The organism is Pseudomonas sp. DCA-1 (genome assembly GCF_046523955.1).
In the GTDB taxonomy this organism is placed as follows: domain Bacteria; phylum Pseudomonadota; class Gammaproteobacteria; order Pseudomonadales; family Pseudomonadaceae; genus Aquipseudomonas; species Aquipseudomonas putida_Y.
Window position 1 is genome coordinate 1,503,091 of the sequence record NZ_CP169881.1, and the last position, 17,584, is coordinate 1,520,674.

The 17,584-nt window shown below is 62.3% G+C and carries 15 protein-coding genes; 2 read left to right on the forward strand and 13 right to left on the reverse strand.

Going from position 1 to position 17,584, the window contains the following annotated elements:
- Window positions 1–141 precede the first annotated feature (141 nt).
- The 4 genes from ACE4QZ_RS07285 to ACE4QZ_RS07300 form a co-directional block, all read right to left on the reverse strand.
- On the reverse strand, window positions 142–2,988 hold the full coding sequence (locus ACE4QZ_RS07285) for a valine--tRNA ligase (protein ID WP_021781871.1): 2,847 nt from the start codon (window positions 2,986–2,988) through the stop codon (window positions 142–144).
- 180 nt (window positions 2,989–3,168) lie between these two features.
- Window positions 3,169–3,534, reverse strand: coding sequence for a hypothetical protein (locus ACE4QZ_RS07290; RefSeq protein WP_021781872.1), 366 nt, complete (start codon window positions 3,532–3,534; stop codon window positions 3,169–3,171).
- A 5-nt stretch (window positions 3,535–3,539) separates the two neighbouring features.
- A complete protein-coding gene (locus ACE4QZ_RS07295; protein ID WP_021781873.1) occupies window positions 3,540–3,968 on the reverse strand; it encodes a DNA polymerase III subunit chi in 429 nt (142 codons plus the stop codon).
- 50 nt (window positions 3,969–4,018) lie between these two features.
- A complete protein-coding gene (locus tag ACE4QZ_RS07300) occupies window positions 4,019–5,512 on the reverse strand; it encodes a leucyl aminopeptidase (protein ID WP_103463214.1) in 1,494 nt (497 codons plus the stop codon).
- A 301-nt stretch (window positions 5,513–5,813) separates the two neighbouring features.
- On the opposite strand from ACE4QZ_RS07300, the gene lptF reads away from it, so the two are divergent.
- Together lptF and lptG are read left to right on the forward strand one after the other, a co-directional pair.
- Window positions 5,814–6,929 carry an LPS export ABC transporter permease LptF gene (lptF, locus tag ACE4QZ_RS07305; RefSeq protein WP_021781876.1) on the forward strand — a complete coding sequence of 372 codons (1,116 nt, stop codon included), beginning with the start codon at window positions 5,814–5,816 and terminating at the stop codon, window positions 6,927–6,929.
- Window positions 6,922–7,983 carry an LPS export ABC transporter permease LptG gene (gene lptG / locus ACE4QZ_RS07310; RefSeq protein ID WP_021781877.1) on the forward strand — a complete coding sequence of 354 codons (1,062 nt, stop codon included), beginning with the start codon at window positions 6,922–6,924 and terminating at the stop codon, window positions 7,981–7,983. The genes lptF and lptG overlap by 8 nt, the downstream gene beginning before the upstream one ends.
- A 147-nt stretch (window positions 7,984–8,130) precedes the next feature.
- Here lptG and ACE4QZ_RS07315 read toward each other — a convergent pair whose 3' ends face one another.
- The 9 genes from ACE4QZ_RS07315 to ACE4QZ_RS07355 all read right to left on the reverse strand — a co-directional run bounded on the left by ACE4QZ_RS07315 (window position 8,131) and on the right by ACE4QZ_RS07355 (window position 17,572).
- Window positions 8,131–8,619, reverse strand: coding sequence for an RDD family protein (locus ACE4QZ_RS07315; protein ID WP_021781878.1), 489 nt, complete (start codon window positions 8,617–8,619; stop codon window positions 8,131–8,133).
- 89 nt (window positions 8,620–8,708) lie between these two features.
- On the reverse strand, window positions 8,709–8,918 hold the full coding sequence (locus tag ACE4QZ_RS07320; RefSeq protein WP_014589840.1) for a cold-shock protein: 210 nt from the start codon (window positions 8,916–8,918) through the stop codon (window positions 8,709–8,711).
- 357 nt (window positions 8,919–9,275) lie between these two features.
- Window positions 9,276–10,397 carry a glycine cleavage system aminomethyltransferase GcvT gene (gene gcvT / locus ACE4QZ_RS07325; protein WP_021781879.1) on the reverse strand — a complete coding sequence of 374 codons (1,122 nt, stop codon included), beginning with the start codon at window positions 10,395–10,397 and terminating at the stop codon, window positions 9,276–9,278.
- 27 nt (window positions 10,398–10,424) lie between these two features.
- Window positions 10,425–11,801: an L-serine ammonia-lyase gene (locus ACE4QZ_RS07330; protein WP_410480422.1), complete on the reverse strand. Its 1,377-nt coding sequence runs from the start codon at window positions 11,799–11,801 to the stop codon at window positions 10,425–10,427.
- A gap of 154 nt (window positions 11,802–11,955) precedes the next feature.
- Window positions 11,956–14,811 (reverse strand): aminomethyl-transferring glycine dehydrogenase, encoded by a 2,856-nt coding sequence (gene gcvP, locus ACE4QZ_RS07335; RefSeq protein ID WP_028698094.1) that lies wholly within the window; start codon window positions 14,809–14,811, stop codon window positions 11,956–11,958.
- 11 nt (window positions 14,812–14,822) lie between these two features.
- Window positions 14,823–15,206, reverse strand: coding sequence for a glycine cleavage system protein GcvH (gene gcvH, locus ACE4QZ_RS07340; RefSeq protein WP_003255087.1), 384 nt, complete (start codon window positions 15,204–15,206; stop codon window positions 14,823–14,825).
- 302 nt (window positions 15,207–15,508) lie between these two features.
- On the reverse strand, window positions 15,509–15,976 hold the full coding sequence (locus tag ACE4QZ_RS07345; RefSeq protein ID WP_021781882.1) for a DoxX family protein: 468 nt from the start codon (window positions 15,974–15,976) through the stop codon (window positions 15,509–15,511).
- Complete coding sequence (locus ACE4QZ_RS07350) at window positions 15,969–16,742, reverse strand: DNA-binding domain-containing protein (protein ID WP_103463213.1); 774 nt, start codon at window positions 16,740–16,742, stop codon at window positions 15,969–15,971. The genes ACE4QZ_RS07345 and ACE4QZ_RS07350 overlap by 8 nt, the downstream gene beginning before the upstream one ends.
- Window positions 16,739–17,572, reverse strand: coding sequence for a DUF692 domain-containing protein (locus ACE4QZ_RS07355; RefSeq protein ID WP_181005337.1), 834 nt, complete (start codon window positions 17,570–17,572; stop codon window positions 16,739–16,741). Before ACE4QZ_RS07355 ends, ACE4QZ_RS07350 begins: the two co-directional genes overlap by 4 nt.
- Window positions 17,573–17,584 lie beyond the last annotated feature (12 nt).

Genomic DNA, 17,584 nt, shown 5'->3' on the forward strand with positions numbered 1-17,584 from the left:
ACCTGGGGTTGCTACGCAGCCCTTTCGCGACACAAGGCCGCTCCCACAGGAGGGTGGCGCCTTGAAGGTTGGCGCCGTCCTGTGGGAGCGGCCTTGTGTCGCGAAAGGGCCGCGTAGCGGCCCCAACGGTCTCTCTAGTGTTTACAGCGCAGCAATCCGCGCATGCTGCTCGGTGAAGTTGGCCAGAGCCTGTTCAGACTCGGCCAGCTTGGCGCGTTCTTTCTCGATCACCGCAGGTGGGGCCTTGTCGACGAAGGCTGCGTTGGACAGCTTGCCGCCAACACGTTGCACTTCACCTTGCAGACGCTGGATTTCCTTGTTCAGGCGTGCCAGCTCGGCATCCTTGTCGATCAGCCCGGCCATGGGTACCAGCACTTGCAGGTCACCGACCAGGGCGGTAGCGGACAGCGGCGCTTCGTCGGCATCGCCGAGGACGGTGAACGATTCGACCTTGGCCAGCTTCTTCAGCAGCGCTTCGTTTTCCTGCAGGCGGCGCTGGTCGTCGGCGTTGGCATTCTTCAGGAACAGCGGTAGCGGCTTACCTGGGCCGATGTTCATTTCGGCACGGATATTACGCAGGCCGACCATCAGCTCTTTCAGCCACTCGATGTCGCCTTCGGCGGCGGCGTCAATGCGCGCTTCGTTGGCCACTGGCCACGGCTGCAGCATGATGGTCTTGCCGTCGATGCCGGCCAGCGGCGCGATGCGCTGCCAGATTTCTTCGGTGATGAACGGCATGAACGGGTGCGCAAGGCGCAGTGCCACTTCCAGCACACGCACCAGGGTGCGGCGGGTGCCGCGGGCGCGCTCTACCGGGGCGTTTTCGTCCCACAGTACCGGTTTGGACAGCTCCAGGTACCAGTCGCAGTACTGGTTCCAGATGAACTCGTACAGCGCCTGGCTGGCCAGGTCGAAGCGGAACTGCTCCAACTGGCGGGTTACTTCGGCTTCGGTACGCTGAAGCTGCGAGATGATCCAGCGGTCGGCCAGCGACAGCTCGTAGGCTTCGCCGTTCTGGCCGCAGTCTTCACCCTTGTCCAGCACGTAGCGGGCAGCGTTCCAGATCTTGTTGCAGAAGTTGCGGTAGCCTTCGACGCGGCCCATGTCGAACTTGATGTCGCGGCCAGTCGAGGCCAGCGAGCAGAAGGTGAAGCGCAGGGCGTCGGTGCCGTAGCTGGCAATACCTTCTGGGAACTCGGCTTTGGTCTGCTTGGCGATCTTCTCGGCAAGCTTGGGCTGCATCATGCCGCTGGTGCGTTTTTCCAGCAGGGCGTCGAGGGTGATACCGTCGACGATGTCCAGCGGATCCAGCACGTTACCCTTGGACTTGGACATCTTCTGGCCCTGACCGTCACGTACCAGGCCGTGCACGTACACGGTCTTGAACGGTACCTGCGGGGTGCCGTCTTCGTTCTTGATCAGGTGCATGGTCAGCATGATCATGCGCGCAACCCAGAAGAAGATGATGTCGAAGCCAGTCACCAGTACGTCGGTGGAGTGGAACTTCTTGAGGAATTCAGTCTGCTCCGGCCAGCCCAGGGTGGAGAATGTCCACAGGCCCGAGCTGAACCAGGTGTCAAGTACGTCGTCATCCTGGCGCAGGGCCACGTCGGCGCCCAGCTTGTGCTTGGTGCGTACTTCTTCCTCGCTGCGGCCAACGTAGACCTGGCCGGCCTCGTCGTACCACGCCGGAATACGGTGGCCCCACCACAGCTGGCGGCTGATGCACCAGTCCTGGATATCACGCATCCAGGAGAAGTACATGTTCTCGTATTGCTTGGGCACGAACTGGATGCGGCCATCTTCCACGGCGGCGATGGCAGGTTCTGCCAGCGGCTTGGTGGAAACGTACCACTGGTCGGTCAGCCACGGCTCGATGACCGTGCCGGAGCGGTCGCCTTTCGGCACTTTCAGGGCGTGGTCGTCGATGCTGACCAGCAAGCCCTGGGCGTCCAGGTCGGCGACGATCTGCTTGCGCGCGACAAAACGGTCAAGGTTGGCATACTGGGCCGGCAGTTGGGTGTCGACCTGCTCGTTGACGCTGCCGTCGAGGTTGAAGGCCTGGGCACTGGCCAGCACGAAGGCGTTCTTGTCGAAGATGTTCAGCAGCGGCAGGTTGTGACGCTTGCCGACTTCGTAGTCGTTGAAGTCGTGGGCCGGGGTGATCTTCACGCAACCGGTACCGAACTCGGGGTCGCAATAGTCATCGGCGATGATCGGGATGCGGCGGCCGACCAATGGCAGCTCGACGAATTTGCCGATCAGTGCCTGGTAGCGTTCGTCGTTTGGGTTGACTGCCACGGCGGCGTCACCCAGCAGGGTTTCCGGACGAGTGGTGGCAACCACCAGGTAGTCCTGCCCTTCGGCGGTCTTGGCGCCGTCGGCCAGCGGGTAGCGCAGGTTCCACAGGTGGCCTTTCTCGTCGTGGTTTTCCACTTCGAGGTCGGAGATGGCTGTGTGCAGCTTGGTGTCCCAGTTGACCAGGCGCTTGCCGCGGTAGATAAGGCCGTCTTCATGCAGGCGCACGAACGCTTCTTTTACTGCTTCGGACAGGCCATCGTCCATGGTGAAGCGCTCGCGGCTCCAGTCTACCGATGAGCCCAGGCGGCGAATCTGGCGGCTGATGTTGCCACCGGACTGATCCTTCCATTCCCAGACCTTTTCCAGGAACTTTTCGCGGCCCAGGTCATGACGGTTCTGGCCTTTGGCTTCAAGTTGGCGCTCGACCAGCATCTGCGTGGCGATACCCGCGTGATCGGTACCAGGCTGCCACAGGGTGTCGCGGCCTTGCATGCGGCGGAAACGGATCAGGGCGTCCATGATCGCGTTGTTGAACCCGTGGCCCATGTGCAGGCTGCCGGTTACGTTCGGCGGCGGGATCATGATGGTGTAGGACTCGCCTGCACCTTGTGGAGCGAAATAGTTCTCGGACTCCCAGGTGTTGTACCAGGAGGTTTCGATTGCGTGCGGCTGGTAGGTCTTATCCATGCGCGGCGGGACCCTGTGCATTTATTCGGGAAAGCCGGGAAGTATAACCAAGCTGGGGGCCGCAGGCGACAAGCTGCTGACAACTGTCGGAACAGTGTCGCCTGTCTCGCGGGCAAAGCGCAGGCTTCGAACCTGTGGCAGCGGGTTTGCCTGCGAAGCAGGCGACACCGTTGCCCGATTCTACTCGGAACGCTTGATCAGGCGCTCGATCCGCGCATCCAGCCGGCGCTTGATTTCGTTCTCGATATGCGGGGTAAAGTCGTTGATCACGTCCTGCATGATCATCTGCGCGGCAGCGCGCAGCTCGCTTTCCAGGTGCAGCAGGGTGTCCTGGCGGCGGGTTTGCGGGTCGTCCTCGGGTTCGGCAGCTACCGGTTCGTCGGGCGCCGCGGGGTCGCTGGCGGTTTCGTCCAGCAGCAACGGAATCTGCTCTACCGTCTCGGTGAGCAGCGGCGGTTGCAGGTCGGCGTCGCCAAGCAGCTGACGGATCGACTCGAGGTCATCGAGCAGGTGGGCGGAATCGGGCAAAGGGGAGGGCTTGTCCATCGTCGTCAAAGTCGCTGTAAGCGGTGGTCTTGCAGAGCATAGCCCTGTTCACGGTAGAAACGGAATCGCTCACGGGCTGATTGGCGGATGGCGGGCTCTTCAACGACGATTTCGGCCACCCGCTCGAACTGCCCGACAAAGCCCGGCACGCTGGCGCCGAGGTTGATCAGCAGACCGCAGTGCTCGCCCGCGTTGTCAGCCAGGCCCAGCACCACGCCAGCATCTGCATGGACCTCGGCCAGGTCGTGGGGCACGAAAGCCTCGCCCTTGAAGCGCCACAAGCGTTGGTCCAGTTCACTGCGCTGTTCTGCATCCTGGCAGTGCAGATAGACGCGGTGGCCGAGGCGCCAGGCCTTCTCGCACAGCTTGCAGGCGAAATCGAGCCGAGCCGACAGCGAGTCGGTGGGCAGAATGTAGAAGTCGACTTTGCTCATGGTGGGAATCGCCGGCCGGTGGCGCGCAAGGCACCACCGGATTCACGGCGTCAGGCGCCAGCGCGGTCCAGCAGGTACTGGGTCAGCAGAGGAACCGGGCGGCCAGTGGCGCCTTTGTCCTTGCCGCCACTGACCCAGGCGGTACCGGCGATGTCCATGTGCGCCCAGTTGTAGGCTTTGGCGAAGCGCGACAGGAAGCAGCCAGCGGTGATCGTACCGGCCTTCGGCCCACCAATGTTGCCCATGTCGGCGAACGGGCTGTCCAGTTGCTCCTGGTATTCATCGAACAGCGGCAACTGCCAGGCACGGTCGTCGGCGCGCTTGCCGGCATCGAGCAACTGCCCGACCAGGTCGTCGTTATTGCCCATCAGGCCGGAGGTGTGGCTGCCCAGGGCGACGATGCAGGCGCCGGTCAGGGTGGCGATGTCGATGACCGCCTGCGGTTTGAAGCGCTCGGCGTAGGTCAGGGTGTCGCACAGCACCAGGCGGCCTTCAGCGTCGGTGTTGAGGATTTCCACGGTCTGGCCACTCATGGTGGTAACGATGTCACCTGGGCGGGTGGCACCGCCGCTTGGCATGTTCTCGGCGCAGGCCAGCAGGCACACCAGGTTGATCGGCAGTTGCAGTTCGAGCACTGCATGCAGGGTGCCGAACACACTGGCGGCGCCGCACATGTCGTACTTCATTTCGTCCATGCCGGCGCCTGGCTTGAGGCTGATGCCGCCGGTGTCGAAGGTAATGCCTTTACCCACCAGCACGAAAGGCTTGTCGGCCTTTTTGCCGCCCTGGTAATTGAGCACGATCAGGCGTGGTGGCTGGTCGCTGCCCTGACCCACGGCGTAGAACGCGCCCATGCCCAGGTCCTTGATCTTTTTCTCGTCCAGCACTTCAACCTTGAGGGCCTTGTGCGCCTTGCCCAGGTCTTTGGCCTGTTCGGCCAGGAAGCTTGGGTGGCAAAGGTTAGGCGGCAGGTTGCCGAGGTCGCGGGTGAAGGCCATGCCGCTGGCGATGGCGCTGGCATGCCTGACCGCGCGCTCGACTTCGGCCTGGCCGGCTTTGTCGGCCAGCAGGGTGACCTTTTTCAGCGCGCGCGGCTCGGCTTTCTGGCTTTTGAAGCGGTCGAACACATACTCGCCGTCCAGCAGGGTTTCGGCCAGCAGGCGGTACTTGCCATAATGGGCGTCGCGGTTGCTGACCGCGATATCGTCCAGGGCCAGCACTGCGTCAGCGCCATTCAGGCCCTTGAGCACGCCAGCGACACTGGCCACCAGTTTGCGCCAGGCGCGGTCGCCCAGGGCTTCTTCCTTGCCGCTGCCCACCAGCAGCACGCGCTCGGCTTTCAGGCCAGGGAGGTTCTGTAGCAGCAGGGTCTGGCCCGGCTTGCCGGCCAGGTCGCCGCGCTTGAGCACGGCGCTGATGGCGCCTTCGCTGGCCTGGTCGGCAGCCTTGGCAACAGCGCCGAGCTTGCGGTTTTCACCTACCGGAAGGACCAGGGTGGCGGTTTTTACGGATGCAGCAGCTACGCTTTTTACAACCAGTTCCATGTCAGGATCCCCGAATGATCGATACGAATGGCGCCGTGTGTTCCGGCGCTCTGGACGGGCCTGGCCGCGTCGTCGCGCACCAGCGGAAAAGCTGCCAGTTTGAGCCTGTGGCAAGCGTGCTGACAACCCCGTTGTGCACCTTCGTGCGCGGCCAAGTGACAGGGGCGGTCAATCACAGGATAATGCGCGCACTTTACATGGAGGTTCGCCTTTGGCGAACCGGCATTGGTCTTGGATGTACTAAGTCATTGTTTGGCGCCATTGCATGGCTGTCCGCCCTGACAACCCAGGAGTGTCTGGTTTGATCGTCTTTCGTTATCTGTCCCGCGAGGTCCTGGTGACCTTGAGCGCCGTCAGCGCTGTGCTGTTGGTGATCATCATGAGCGGGCGCTTCATCAAGTACCTGGCCCAGGCTGCCCAAGGCGTGCTCGACCCTGGCGTGTTGTTCCTGATCATGGGCTACCGCTTGCCAGGCTTCCTGCAACTGATCCTGCCTCTGGGGCTCTTCCTCGGCATACTGCTGGCTTACGGGCGCCTGTACCTGGAAAGCGAGATGACCGTGCTGTCGGCCACAGGCATGAGCCAGCAGCGCCTGCTGGGCCTGACCATGGCACCGGCTGCCCTGGTTGCCCTGCTGGTGGCCTGGTTGAGCATGAGCCTGGCCCCGCAGGGCGTGGCCCAGGTGCAGCAGATCATCAGCCAGCAGGATGCCCTGACCGAGTTCGATACCTTGGTGCCGGGCCGCTTCCAGACCTTGCGTGATGGCTCGCGGGTAACCTATACCGAGCAACTGTCGGATGACCGCATCAACCTGGGCGGGGTGTTCATCTCCGAGAAGCGCTTCAACCAGGACAAGACCAAGGACCGCGCCCCATCGGTGCTGGTCGCTGAAAAAGGTCACCAGGAAATCCAGGCCGACGGCAACCGTTACCTGGTTCTGGAAAACGGTTACCGCTACGACGGCAATCCGGGCCAGGCCGACTACCGCGCCATCAAGTATGACACCTACGGCGTGCTGCTGCCCAAGCCGGAAGTGGCCGAGGAAGTGACCGAGCGCGAAGCTATTCCCACCTCCGAACTGATCGGCGCCAAGGGCCTGCGTGAGCGCGCCGAGCTGCAATGGCGGCTGTCGCTGCCGATCCTGGTGTTCGTCGTCACCCTGCTGGCAGTGCCACTGTCGCGGGTCAACCCGCGCCAGGGCCGCTTCCTCAAGCTGCTGCCGGCAATTCTTCTGTATATGGCCTACCTGACAATGCTGATTTCCGTACGCGGCGCCCTCGAGAAGGGCAAACTGCCGATTGCCCTGGGCATGTGGTGGGTACACGGCCTGTTCCTGCTGATCGGCCTTGGCCTGATGTACTGGGAGCCGCTGCGCCTCAAACGCGCCGCCCGCCGTGCGGAGGTGGCCCATGGCTAAGCTCGATCGCTACATCGGCCAGAGCGTGCTGCTGGCCATCCTGGCCGTGCTGGGGATCATCCTCGGCCTGGCTTCACTTTTCGCTTTCATCGATGAGATGAGCGACCTGAGTGACACCTACACAGTGATGGAAGCGGGCAACTTTGTCCTGCTTACCGCGCCTCGGCGGCTGTATGAAATGTTGCCAATGGCCGCCTTGATCGGTTGCCTGATCGGCCTGGGCAGTCTGGCCAGCAGCAGCGAGCTGACCATCATGCGTGCGGCCGGCGTGTCCATCGGCCGCATCGTCTGGGCGGTGATGAAGCCGATGCTGGTGCTGATGCTGGTTGGTCTGCTGATTGGCGAATATGTGGCTCCGGTGACTGAGAACAAGGCTCAGGCCGACCGTTCTCTGGCTCAGGGTGGTGGTGAGGCACAAAGCTCCAAGCGCGGCATGTGGCACCGCCAGGGCGAGGAGTACGTGCACATCAACGCCGTACAGCCCAATGGCCTGCTGCTGGGCGTGACCCGCTACCGCTTCGACAGCGAGCGCAAGATCGTCACCTCGAGCTTTGCCCGCCGCGCACAGTACCAGAGCGACCACTGGCTGCTCGCCGATGTGCGTACCACCTACTTCCGTGGCGACCATACCGAGGTGGTCAACGCGCCAGAGGAGCGCTGGGATGTTTCGCTCACGCCAGAGCTGCTCAATACCGTAATCCTCGCGCCGGAGTCGCTTTCGATTACCGGGTTGTGGGACTACATCCACTACCTGTCTGACCAGGGCCTGAACAACGCCCGCTACTGGCTGGCGTTCTGGACCAAGGTGCTGCAGCCGATGGTAACGGCGGCTCTGGTGCTGATGGCGATCTCGTTCATCTTTGGCCCGCTGCGTTCGGTAACCCTCGGTCAGCGCGTGTTCACGGGTGTACTGGTGGGCTTCGTGTTTCGCATTGGCCAGGACCTGCTCGGGCCTTCGAGTCAGGTATTCGGCTTCCCGCCGCTGCTAGCGGTGGTGATCCCGGCAGGTATCTGTGCATTGGCGGGCGTGTGGTTGCTGCGCCGGGCAGGCTAATAGCCTGAGCTGCACAAGAAAGCCGACCTCAGGGTCGGCTTTTTCATGGGTGTTGAGCTGTCCCGGCCTCTTCGCGGGTAAACCCGCTCCTACAGGTACCGCGCAGGCATCAAGAAAGGGCCGAACCGGCAACGCCAAGCTTGTGGCTTATTTTTTCTGTTTAGGAACCCGCACCAGCTGGCTTTCCGAATAGATGTCATGCCAACCACGCTTGCGATTGTCGATCAGCACCCAGAAAAAACCCAGCCCCAGGCACAGCCACGAGGCGATCGACACGACGAACCGCAACAGCGCCTGCCACAGGCTGATGGCCGAGCCATCGGCATTCTGCACCCGGACGCCCCACACCTGCATACCCAGCGTCTGCCCGCTGTGGGTCCAGAACTTGGCAAAGAAGCCGAACAGGGCAAACAGCAATACCGTAGACAGCAGTGGGTCGCCATCCAGTGCGCCGGCCTCGGTCAGCTCGCGCATACGTGCTTCGCCGATGATCGACATCTGAATCATCTTGTAGGCGCCAGCGGTAACGATCAGCAGTGCGGTACACAGCAAAAAGTCATAGAACATTGCAGCCAGGCGCCGGCCCAGGCTGACCGGCGGAAAATCACCCTGGGGTGTGAGTAGAGGCTTGGACATGCAGGACGCTCCAAAATACGAGCCCACTATTCTACGGGCAAAAAAAAACCCCTGCACTTGGCAGGGGCTTTTCAAAGTCTGGCGCTGGATCAGACAGGTTGAACCTTGTCAGCCTGCATGCCTTTCTGGCCCTGGACTGCTTCGAAGGTGACTTGCTGGCCTTCTTTCAGGCTCTTGAAGCCGTTGCCTTCGATAGCGCGGAAGTGCACGAAGAGATCCGGACCGCTTTCTGGGGTAATGAAGCCGTAACCTTTTTCGTCATTGAACCACTTGACGGTACCCTTCTGACGCTCAGCCATTGTCTTATTTCCTATGAAACTTAAATTTTGATGACAGTTTCTTTCGCACTTTTTTGTAAGCGAAAGACTACTGGGCTGGGTTGCAGGAAGTAAGAGACGTCGAACGGGTTGTAGCAAATCTCGGCTACTGGCCCAGGTCACGAACTGTTGCGACCCATGCAAACACAGTGCAGTGACTCTACGCCAACTCCCGAGCGAAAAACAAGCCCTTGGTCGTATGGAAAACTGGCCGCTTGCCGATAACCGACCGATTTGTCGGAAACGGCATGGCGCCTGGCCTGGCGCCATGTTCAAAAGTTATTGGGCAGGTTCGAAAACGAATATGTCGACGCTGCCCAAAACCTTCACAAAGCCGTTTCAGCCACGGTAGTAACGTGGTGTCACGAAAGGCATTTTGCTGACTTTCAAGGCCACCTTCTTTCCACGCACCACGGCAAACAGTGCAGTGTCGAGTGCAGCATGTTCACTATCGATATAACCCATTGCGACAGGTGCAGCGAGTGTCGGACCAAAGCCTCCGCTGCATACTTTACCCACCGGTTTATCGTTTGCGTCGACAATGTCCGCGCCTTCGCGTACTGGCGTACGCTCCTGAGGCAACAAGCCTACGCGTTTGCGCGCGACCCCGTCGCGCACGTGGGCGAAGATCGCCTCGGCACCAGGGAAGCCGGCAGCACGTGCACCCTCGGCACGGCGCACCTTGGAAATCGCCCACAGCAGGCTGGCTTCGATCGGCGTAGTCTCGGTGTTCATGTCATGGCCATACAGGCACAAGCCAGCTTCCAGGCGCAGCGAGTCGCGTGCGCCCAGGCCGATCGGCTGTACTTCCGGCTCGGCCAGCAGGCGGCGGGCCAGGGCGTCGGCAGCGTTGACCGGTACCGAGATCTCGTAGCCGTCTTCGCCGGTGTAGCCCGAGCGGCTGACGAAGCAGTCCACGTCCAGCAGCTTTACCCGGCGCAACTGCATGAAGATCATGCCGGCCACTTCTGGAGCCAGGCGTTCCAGCACTTTGACCGCAGCCGGGCCTTGCAGGGCGAGCAGGGCACGCTCCTCGAACAGCGGCTGCACCTCGCAGCGGCTGCCGATGTGCGCTTGCAGGTGAGCCAGGTCCTGCGCCTTGCAGGCCGCGTTGACTACCAGGAACAGAGTGTCGTCGCCCAGGTTGGCAACCATCAGGTCGTCAAGAATGCCGCCTTGCTCATTGGTGAACATGGCATAGCGCTGCATGCCCACCGGCAGGTCGATGATATCCACCGGTACCAGGCTTTCCAGCGCCTTGGCGGCGTCAGCACCACGCAGAATGATCTGGCCCATGTGCGAGACGTCGAACAGGCCGGCCTGCTCGCGGGTGTGCAGGTGTTCCTTGAGCACACCCAGCGGGTACTGCACCGGCATGTCGTAGCCGGCGAACGGCACCATGCGCGCACCCAGTTCCAGGTGCAGGGCATGCAGTGGGGTCTTGAGCAGTGTTTCGGACATCGATGACTCCTTGCTGTCATTGTCGGGTCAACATTCAATGATGTTGACGGCCAGGCCGCCACGGGCGGTCTCTTTATATTTGCTTTTCATGTCGGCGCCGGTCTGGCGCATGGTGCGGATGACCTTGTCCAGCGACACGTAGTGCTGCCCGTCGCCGCGCAGGGCCATGCGTACCGCGTTGATGGCCTTCACCGAGCCCATCGCATTGCGCTCGATACAGGGCACCTGAACGAGGCCGCCGATCGGGTCGCAGGTCAGGCCCAGGTTGTGTTCCATGCCTATTTCGGCGGCGTTCTCCACCTGCTGCACGCTGCCACCCATCACTTCGCACAGCGCCCCGGCGGCCATCGAGCAGGCCACGCCGACCTCGCCCTGGCAGCCCACTTCGGCACCGGAGATGGAGGCGTTTTCCTTGTACAGGATGCCGATGGCTGCGGCGGTGAGCAGAAAGCGCACCACCCCGTCCTCGCTGGCACCCGGCACGAAGCGCATGTAGTAGTGAAGGACTGCCGGGACGATGCCCGCTGCGCCGTTGGTAGGGGCCGTAACCACACGACCGCCGTAGGCGTTTTCCTCGTTCACTGCCAAGGCGTAGAGGTTGACCCAGTCGAGCACCGACAGGGCGTCACGCAGGCTGGCCTCCGGGTGGCCGCTCAGTTGGCGGTACAGGGCCGGCGCACGGCGTTTGACCTTGAGCCCTCCCGGTAATATGCCCTCATGCTGGCAACCAGCAGCGACACAATCTTGCATCACCTGCCAGATGCGCAGCAGCCCGGCTCGGGTTTCTGCTTCTGGGCGCCAGGCGGTCTCGTTGGCCAGCATCACCTGGCTCACCGACAGGTCATGCGCGGTGCAGTGGCCGAGCAGCTCCTTGGCGGTCTTGAACGGATAGGCCAGCACCGTGGTGTCCTCGACGATGCGGTCGTGGCCGGCATCGTCCTCGTCGACCACGAAACCACCGCCTACCGAGTAATACTCGCGGCTTCGGATTTGCAGGCCTGCGTCGTCGAACGCGCGGAAGATCATGCCGTTGGGGTGGTAGTCCAACGGCTTGCGGATCATCGCCAGGTGCTGCTTTTCGATGAACGCAATGCTGTGCTCGCCCAGCAGGTTGATGCGTCCGCTGTCGCGGATGGCTTGCAGGCGAGCGGGAATGCTGTCGGTGTCGATAATGTCCGGGTGTTCGCCTTCAAGGCCCAGCAGCACGGCTTTGTCACTGCCGTGGCCTTTGCCTGTGGCGCCCAGTGAGCCATACAGCTCGGCTTTGACGCTGGCGGTGCGGGTAAGCAAGCCATCACGGCGCAGCCCTTCGGCGAACCGCGCAGCGGCGCGCATCGGGCCGACCGTGTGGGAGCTGGAGGGGCCGATGCCGATCTTGAACAGGTCGAAGACGCTCAGTGACATGGTGGTTCCTCCAGCCGGGGAAATTAGGCGGACGGTGAACCCTGTGGGAGCGAGCGTGCCCGCGAATGCGTCGGTGAAGTCATCATCGCATTCGCGGGCGTGCCCGCTCCCACAGAGGTCCACACCTCAAGTCAGGTAGCGGGCCTGAGCGCAATCAGGCGTCCTGATAGCTCTCGATCGACGGGCAGGCGCACACCAGGTTGCGGTCGCCGAACACGTTGTCGACCCGGCCGACCGGCGGCCAGTACTTGCCCTCCACCAGACTCGCCAGCGGGTATACCGCCTGCTCGCGGCTGTAGCCATGGGTCCATTCGCCAACCAGCTCAGCCGCGGTGTGCGGGGCGTTTTTCAGCGGGTTGTCGTCCTTGTCCAGGCTACCGTCCTCCACCGCGCGGATTTCTTCGCGGATCTGGATCATCGCGTTGCAGAAGCGGTCCAGTTCTTCTTTGGACTCGCTTTCGGTCGGTTCGATCATCAGCGTGCCAGCCACCGGGAAAGACATGGTCGGGGCGTGGAAGCCGAAGTCGATCAACCGTTTGGCCACGTCGTCGACACTGATGCCGCTGGTGTCCTTCAGTGGGCGCAGGTCGAGAATGCATTCGTGAGCCACCAGGCCATTACCGCCGGTATACAGAACAGGATAGTGCTCTTCCAGGCGGCGGGCGATGTAGTTGGCGTTGAGGATTGCCATTTGCGAGGCACGTTTGAGGCCGGCACCGCCCATCATGCGGATATACATCCATGTGATTGGCAGGATGCTGGCGCTACCGAACGGCGCAGCGCATACCGCGCCCTGGGTGTTTTCCAGCTGTGCATGGCCTGGCAGGAACGGCGCCAGGTGCGACTTGACGCCAATCGGGCCAACGCCCGGGCCACCACCACCGTGCGGGATGCAGAAGGTCTTGTGCAGGTTCAGGTGGGAAACGTCGCCGCCGAACTTGCCTGGCGCGCACAGTCCGACCATGGCATTCATGTTGGCGCCGTCGATGTACACCTGGCCACCGTTGTCGTGGATGATCGCGCAGATTTCGCCGATCGCTTCCTCGAACACGCCGTGGGTCGACGGGTAGGTGATCATGATTGCAGCCAGGCGCTCGCGGTGCTCGATGGCTTTGGCGCGCAGGTCCTCGACATCGACGTTGCCACGGGCGTCACAGGCGGTAACCACGACACGCATGCCAGCCATATGTGCGGTGGCCGGGTTGGTGCCATGGGCCGACGACGGGATCAGGCAGATATCGCGGTGGCCTTCACCACGGCTGCGGTGGTAGGCGCGGATCGCCAACAGCCCGGCGTATTCGCCCTGCGAGCCGGCGTTGGGCTGCAGCGACACGGCATCATAGCCAGTGGCCGCGCACAGCATGGCCTCCAGTTCGGTGGTCATCTGCAGGTAGCCCTGGCTCTGCTCGGCCGGGGCGAACGGGTGCAGGTTGCCGAACTCGGCCCAGGTGACCGGGATCATTTCGCTGGCGGCGTTCAGCTTCATGGTGCACGAGCCCAGCGGGATCATGCTGCGGTCCAGCGCCAGGTCCTTGTCGGCCAGGCGGCGCAGGTAGCGCATCAGCTCGGTTTCGCTGTGGTAGCGGTTGAACACCGGGTGTTCCAGGATGGCCGACTGGCGCAGCAGGGCGGCAGGCAGCAGGGAGCCGGTGCTGGCGGCCAGTGCGGTGAAGTCAGGCTGTGCCTGCTCGCCACCCAACAGCTGCCACAGCGACTCGACGTCAGCCTGAGTGCTGGTTTCGTCCAGAGACAAACCCACATGGGCGGCATCGATCTGGCGCAGGTTGATGCCTTGGGCGCGTGCCTTTCCATGCAGGCTGGCGGTGGCAGTGCCGGTGGCCAGGGTCAGGGTGTCGAAGGCGCTGGCGCCTACCACCTGTACGCCCAGCGCCTTCAGGCCGGCGGCAAGGATCGCGGTCAGGGCATGGGTGCGCTCGGCAATGCGCTTGAGGCCGGCAGGGCCGTGGTAGACGGCGAACATGCTGGCGATGTTGGCCAGCAGCACCTGGGCGGTGCAGATGTTGCTGGTGGCCTTTTCGCGGCGGATGTGTTGCTCGCGGGTCTGCATGGCCAGACGCAGGGCGGTTTTGCCGAAGCGGTCAATCGACACGCCGACCAGGCGGCCAGGCATGTCGCGCTTGAACGCGTCGCGGGTGGCGAAGTAAGCCGCGTGCGGGCCACCGAAGCCCAGTGGCACGCCGAAGCGTTGGGCGCTGCCGATGGCCACGTCAGCCTCGAATTCGCCCGGTGGGGTCAGCAGGGTCAGGGCCAGCAGGTCTGCTGCTACGGCGACCAGTGCGTTGGCAGCATGGAAACGCTGTACGACCTCGCGGTAGTCGAACACTTCACCGTTGCTGGCCGGGTATTGCAGCAGGGCGCCGAAGAAGGCGCTGACATCGCCCAGCTCGCGCTCGTCGCCAACCACAACTTCGATACCCAGCGGCTCGGCACGGGTGCGCAGCACGTCGAGGGTTTGCGGGTGGCAGTGTACCGAGGCGAAGAAGGTGTGGCTGGCCTTGTTCTTCGACAGGCGCTTGCAGAAGGTCATGGCCTCGGCCGCAGCCGTGGCTTCGTCAAGCAAGGAGGCGTTGGCGATCGGCAGGCCGGTGAGGTCGCTGATCAGGGTCTGGAAGTTCAGCAGCGCTTCCAGGCGGCCCTGGGAAATTTCTGGCTGGTATGGGGTGTAGGCGGTGTACCAGGCCGGGTTTTCCAGCAGGTTGCGCAGAATCGGCGCCGGAGTGTGAGTGTTGTAGTAGCCCTGGCCGATGTAGCTTTTGAACAGCTGGTTCTTGCCGGCGATGGCCTTGAGTGCGGCCAGCGCATCCGCTTCACTTTGGCCGTCATGCGAGCCAAGCACGCTAGTGCCCTTGATGCTGTCGGGGATGACCGCAGCGGTCATGGCGTCCAGCGAGTCGAAGCCCAGTGCAGTGAGCATGGCCTGTTCGTCAGCGGCGCGCGGGCCAATGTGACGGGCGATGAATTCGTTGGCGGTGCCGAGGTTGATGGTCATGGCGGGTGTCCTCAGGCGTCGTCGTTGGCTTTGAGCAGGCGGTCGTAGGCGTCCTGATCGAGCAGAGCGGTCACGGCTTCTGCATCGGCAGGGATGAAGCGGAAGAACCACCCTTCGCCCATCGGGTCTTCGTTGACCAGTTCCGGGCTGTCTTCGAGCTGGCCGTTGACTTCGACCACTTCACCCGTCAGTGGCATGTACACGCCGCTGGCGGCCTTGACCGATTCGACGGTGGACGCTTCGCTGCCTTTCTCATACTGCTGCAACTCTGGCAGTTGCACGAAAACCACGTCGCCCAGGGCATTCTGGGCGTAGGCGGTGATGCCCACGGTGACGCTGCCATCGGCTTCGACGCGCAGCCATTCGTGATCTTCAGTGAAACGCAACTCGCTCATGGGAAATCCTCGGGAAGCAGGGCGTGGGGCGCGGTGGCGCCGCGCTCTTAGGGTAGGATTCCCTAAGCAATAATGCGGCCAATATAAAAAACTTCTTTTTTATCAATTGCTTACGTAAATATGGTGGAAAGCCATATTTTTTGTATGGAATGATATCGTTACAAGTGCTCATGGGAGGAAAAGGGTTTGAGCATCAAACCCTTGTGCACCCACGTCGAGGCGGGCTTGTATCGTTTTCGCTACAGTGTAGCGAAAACGATACGATTGCTGCGTGAACAGGGCAGGTGCCAATTGGCCTTCGGTCATTTCACTTTCAGCAGATGATCCAGCGAAAACGCGCCGGCGCCACGTGCGACCAGGAGCAGCAAGAGCCCTGCCCAAGTCAGGTGGGTGGGCCACGCATCGGGGTATACGAACACTTCTATCACCAGGGTCATGCCCAGCAGTGCCAGCGCAGATAGCCTGGTCATCAGGCCGAGCACCAGCAATAGCGGGAACAAGTGCTCAGCGTAGGCTGCCAGGTGCGCTGCAAGCCAGGGCGAGAGTAGCGGCAGCGCGTACTCGGTGCGGAACAGCTCATAGGTGCTGGGTGTGAGGGTAAGGAAACCTTCCACTTTGGTGCGCCCGGAAAGAAAGAATACCGAGGCGATCCCGAGCCGGGCGACCAGGCACAACAGGTCATCGCTCAACCGGCGCTCGATGCTCTGCGCAACGTGGTTCCAGGCGCGCCGCAAGCTGCTGGCCGGGGGTGTGAAATCGACACTAGCCATGGTGGTGTTCTCCTGTGAAGGCGAGTGGGCGAAAAGCCTGGGCTGTCATCAGGCGCCCGAGCATCTCGGTGAAGTCCAGGTCGGTTTCTGCGTGTCGCGCCAGGTCTGAGGCCTGCATCAGCGAGTGTCCGGCCGCACAGGCCTTGAGAAACTCATGGCCACCTTTCCCCAGCGGCTGATGGCATACGCCATCAGCGGTCCCGACAAACAGTACCCCTTCGCCCACCCATGGCTGGTCATGGGGCCAGGCAAGCTGTTCGCGGGCGCAGCGCCACAGGGTGTACACAGGATGCGCTTCGCACCAGTACCAGCGGGCACTGGCACGGGGGGGCAGGCAACCGTGATCCAGATCGCTGGGGGTCATGCCTGCCAGCTCGACAAGGTTCAGGCACGGTTCGTTCGGCGCGCTGAAGGCTTCTGTCCAACGCAGGTCCAGGCGCGCGACATCCGCCAGATACGGCACAGCATGCTGTGACTGAATGTCTTCGAGGAAATCCGGAAAGGTTGCGCCGTAGCAGATCAGCCGGGGATCGCTGGGGGGAAATTGCCGCGCATAGACTGCCGCGGTCTCATCCATCCAGGCGCGCCCGACGAGTGTGCACACGCTCGGAAAGTTTGCGCGCAGCGCATCCACGCAGCCGGCCAGCACCGTGTTGCGATAAACCGCGAATGCCGCTTGTTCGGTCACTCCCGAAAGCTGGGGAGCAGGGCGGGAATAGAGTGCCTCGATGAATGCGTGCTGGAACTGACCAAGGGAAAGGTTCATGGCAATACACCTGGGCAAGTCATGATCGACTGTGCGATGGACCGTTCAGCAAGCAGTTCGGTGAACGGGGGAAGCTTGTCGTCACGTTCAATGAGTGTCGGGCGCGGGCCGACACGGGAAACCAGTTGGCGGTACAGCGCCCACACAGGCTCGGCCACCTGCGCATCATGGGAGTCGATCAACAGGTTGCCTTGGTCATCATCGCTGTGCCCGGCCAGGTGAATTTCTGTGATGGCTTGCGCTGGAAAGCGGTCCAGGTAGGCAGTTGCCGAGAACCCCAGATTGTGAGCACTCACATAGACGTTGTTGATGTCCAGCAGCAGGCCACAACCCGTGCGACGTGTCAGTTCGCCAAGAAAGTCGATCTCGTCCCAGTCATGGCCCTGCAGCTGCAAGTAATGACTGGGGTTTTCGATGGATATACGCCGGCCCAATACCTCCTGGCATCGCTGGATGTTTTCAGCGATGCGCTGCAGGGCTTCGTTGCTGCGGGGAAATGGCAGCAGGTCTGGATGGTAGTGCCCCTGCCAGGTGGACCAGGCCAGGTGCTCTGATACAAGTACCGGTTCGGTCTGATCGCACAGTGCGCGCAGACGCTGCAAGTGGTCCTGATCGGGGGCTGCATCAGCCGCCAGCGAAAGTGCCACACCATGCAATGAGACCGGGTGCCGCTCTGCGATGCGGTTCAGCCAGGCAAGGCGAGGGCCACCGACCATGTAGTTCTCCGGGTGAACTTCAAACCAGAGCCCTTCGAGATTGCACGCCAGCGCCTGGTCGTAGTGCTCGGCCTTCAGGCTGATTCCGGCGCCCATTCGTGCGTCTGCGTTCATGGTCGGTTTCCC

Excerpts from the sequence above, each read along its gene's own strand:
- ACE4QZ_RS07285 (WP_021781871.1), bottom strand. The coding sequence starts at position 2,988 with ATGGATAAGACCTACCAGCCGCACGCAATCGAAACCTCCTGGTACAAC.
- ACE4QZ_RS07290 (WP_021781872.1), bottom strand. The coding sequence starts at position 3,534 with ATGGACAAGCCCTCCCCTTTGCCCGATTCCGCCCACCTGCTCGATGAC.
- ACE4QZ_RS07295 (WP_021781873.1), bottom strand. The coding sequence starts at position 3,968 with ATGAGCAAAGTCGACTTCTACATTCTGCCCACCGACTCGCTGTCGGCT.
- ACE4QZ_RS07300 (WP_103463214.1), bottom strand. The coding sequence starts at position 5,512 with ATGGAACTGGTTGTAAAAAGCGTAGCTGCTGCATCCGTAAAAACCGCC.
- lptG (WP_021781877.1), top strand. The coding sequence starts at position 6,922 with ATGGCTAAGCTCGATCGCTACATCGGCCAGAGCGTGCTGCTGGCCATC.
- ACE4QZ_RS07315 (WP_021781878.1), bottom strand. The coding sequence starts at position 8,619 with ATGTCCAAGCCTCTACTCACACCCCAGGGTGATTTTCCGCCGGTCAGC.
- ACE4QZ_RS07320 (WP_014589840.1), bottom strand. The coding sequence starts at position 8,918 with ATGGCTGAGCGTCAGAAGGGTACCGTCAAGTGGTTCAATGACGAAAAA.
- gcvT (WP_021781879.1), bottom strand. The coding sequence starts at position 10,397 with ATGTCCGAAACACTGCTCAAGACCCCACTGCATGCCCTGCACCTGGAA.
- ACE4QZ_RS07330 (WP_410480422.1), bottom strand. The coding sequence starts at position 11,801 with ATGTCACTGAGCGTCTTCGACCTGTTCAAGATCGGCATCGGCCCCTCC.
- gcvP (WP_028698094.1), bottom strand. The coding sequence starts at position 14,811 with ATGACCATCAACCTCGGCACCGCCAACGAATTCATCGCCCGTCACATT.
- gcvH (WP_003255087.1), bottom strand. The coding sequence starts at position 15,206 with ATGAGCGAGTTGCGTTTCACTGAAGATCACGAATGGCTGCGCGTCGAA.
- ACE4QZ_RS07345 (WP_021781882.1), bottom strand. The coding sequence starts at position 15,976 with ATGGCTAGTGTCGATTTCACACCCCCGGCCAGCAGCTTGCGGCGCGCC.
- ACE4QZ_RS07350 (WP_103463213.1), bottom strand. The coding sequence starts at position 16,742 with ATGAACCTTTCCCTTGGTCAGTTCCAGCACGCATTCATCGAGGCACTC.
- ACE4QZ_RS07355 (WP_181005337.1), bottom strand. The coding sequence starts at position 17,572 with ATGAACGCAGACGCACGAATGGGCGCCGGAATCAGCCTGAAGGCCGAG.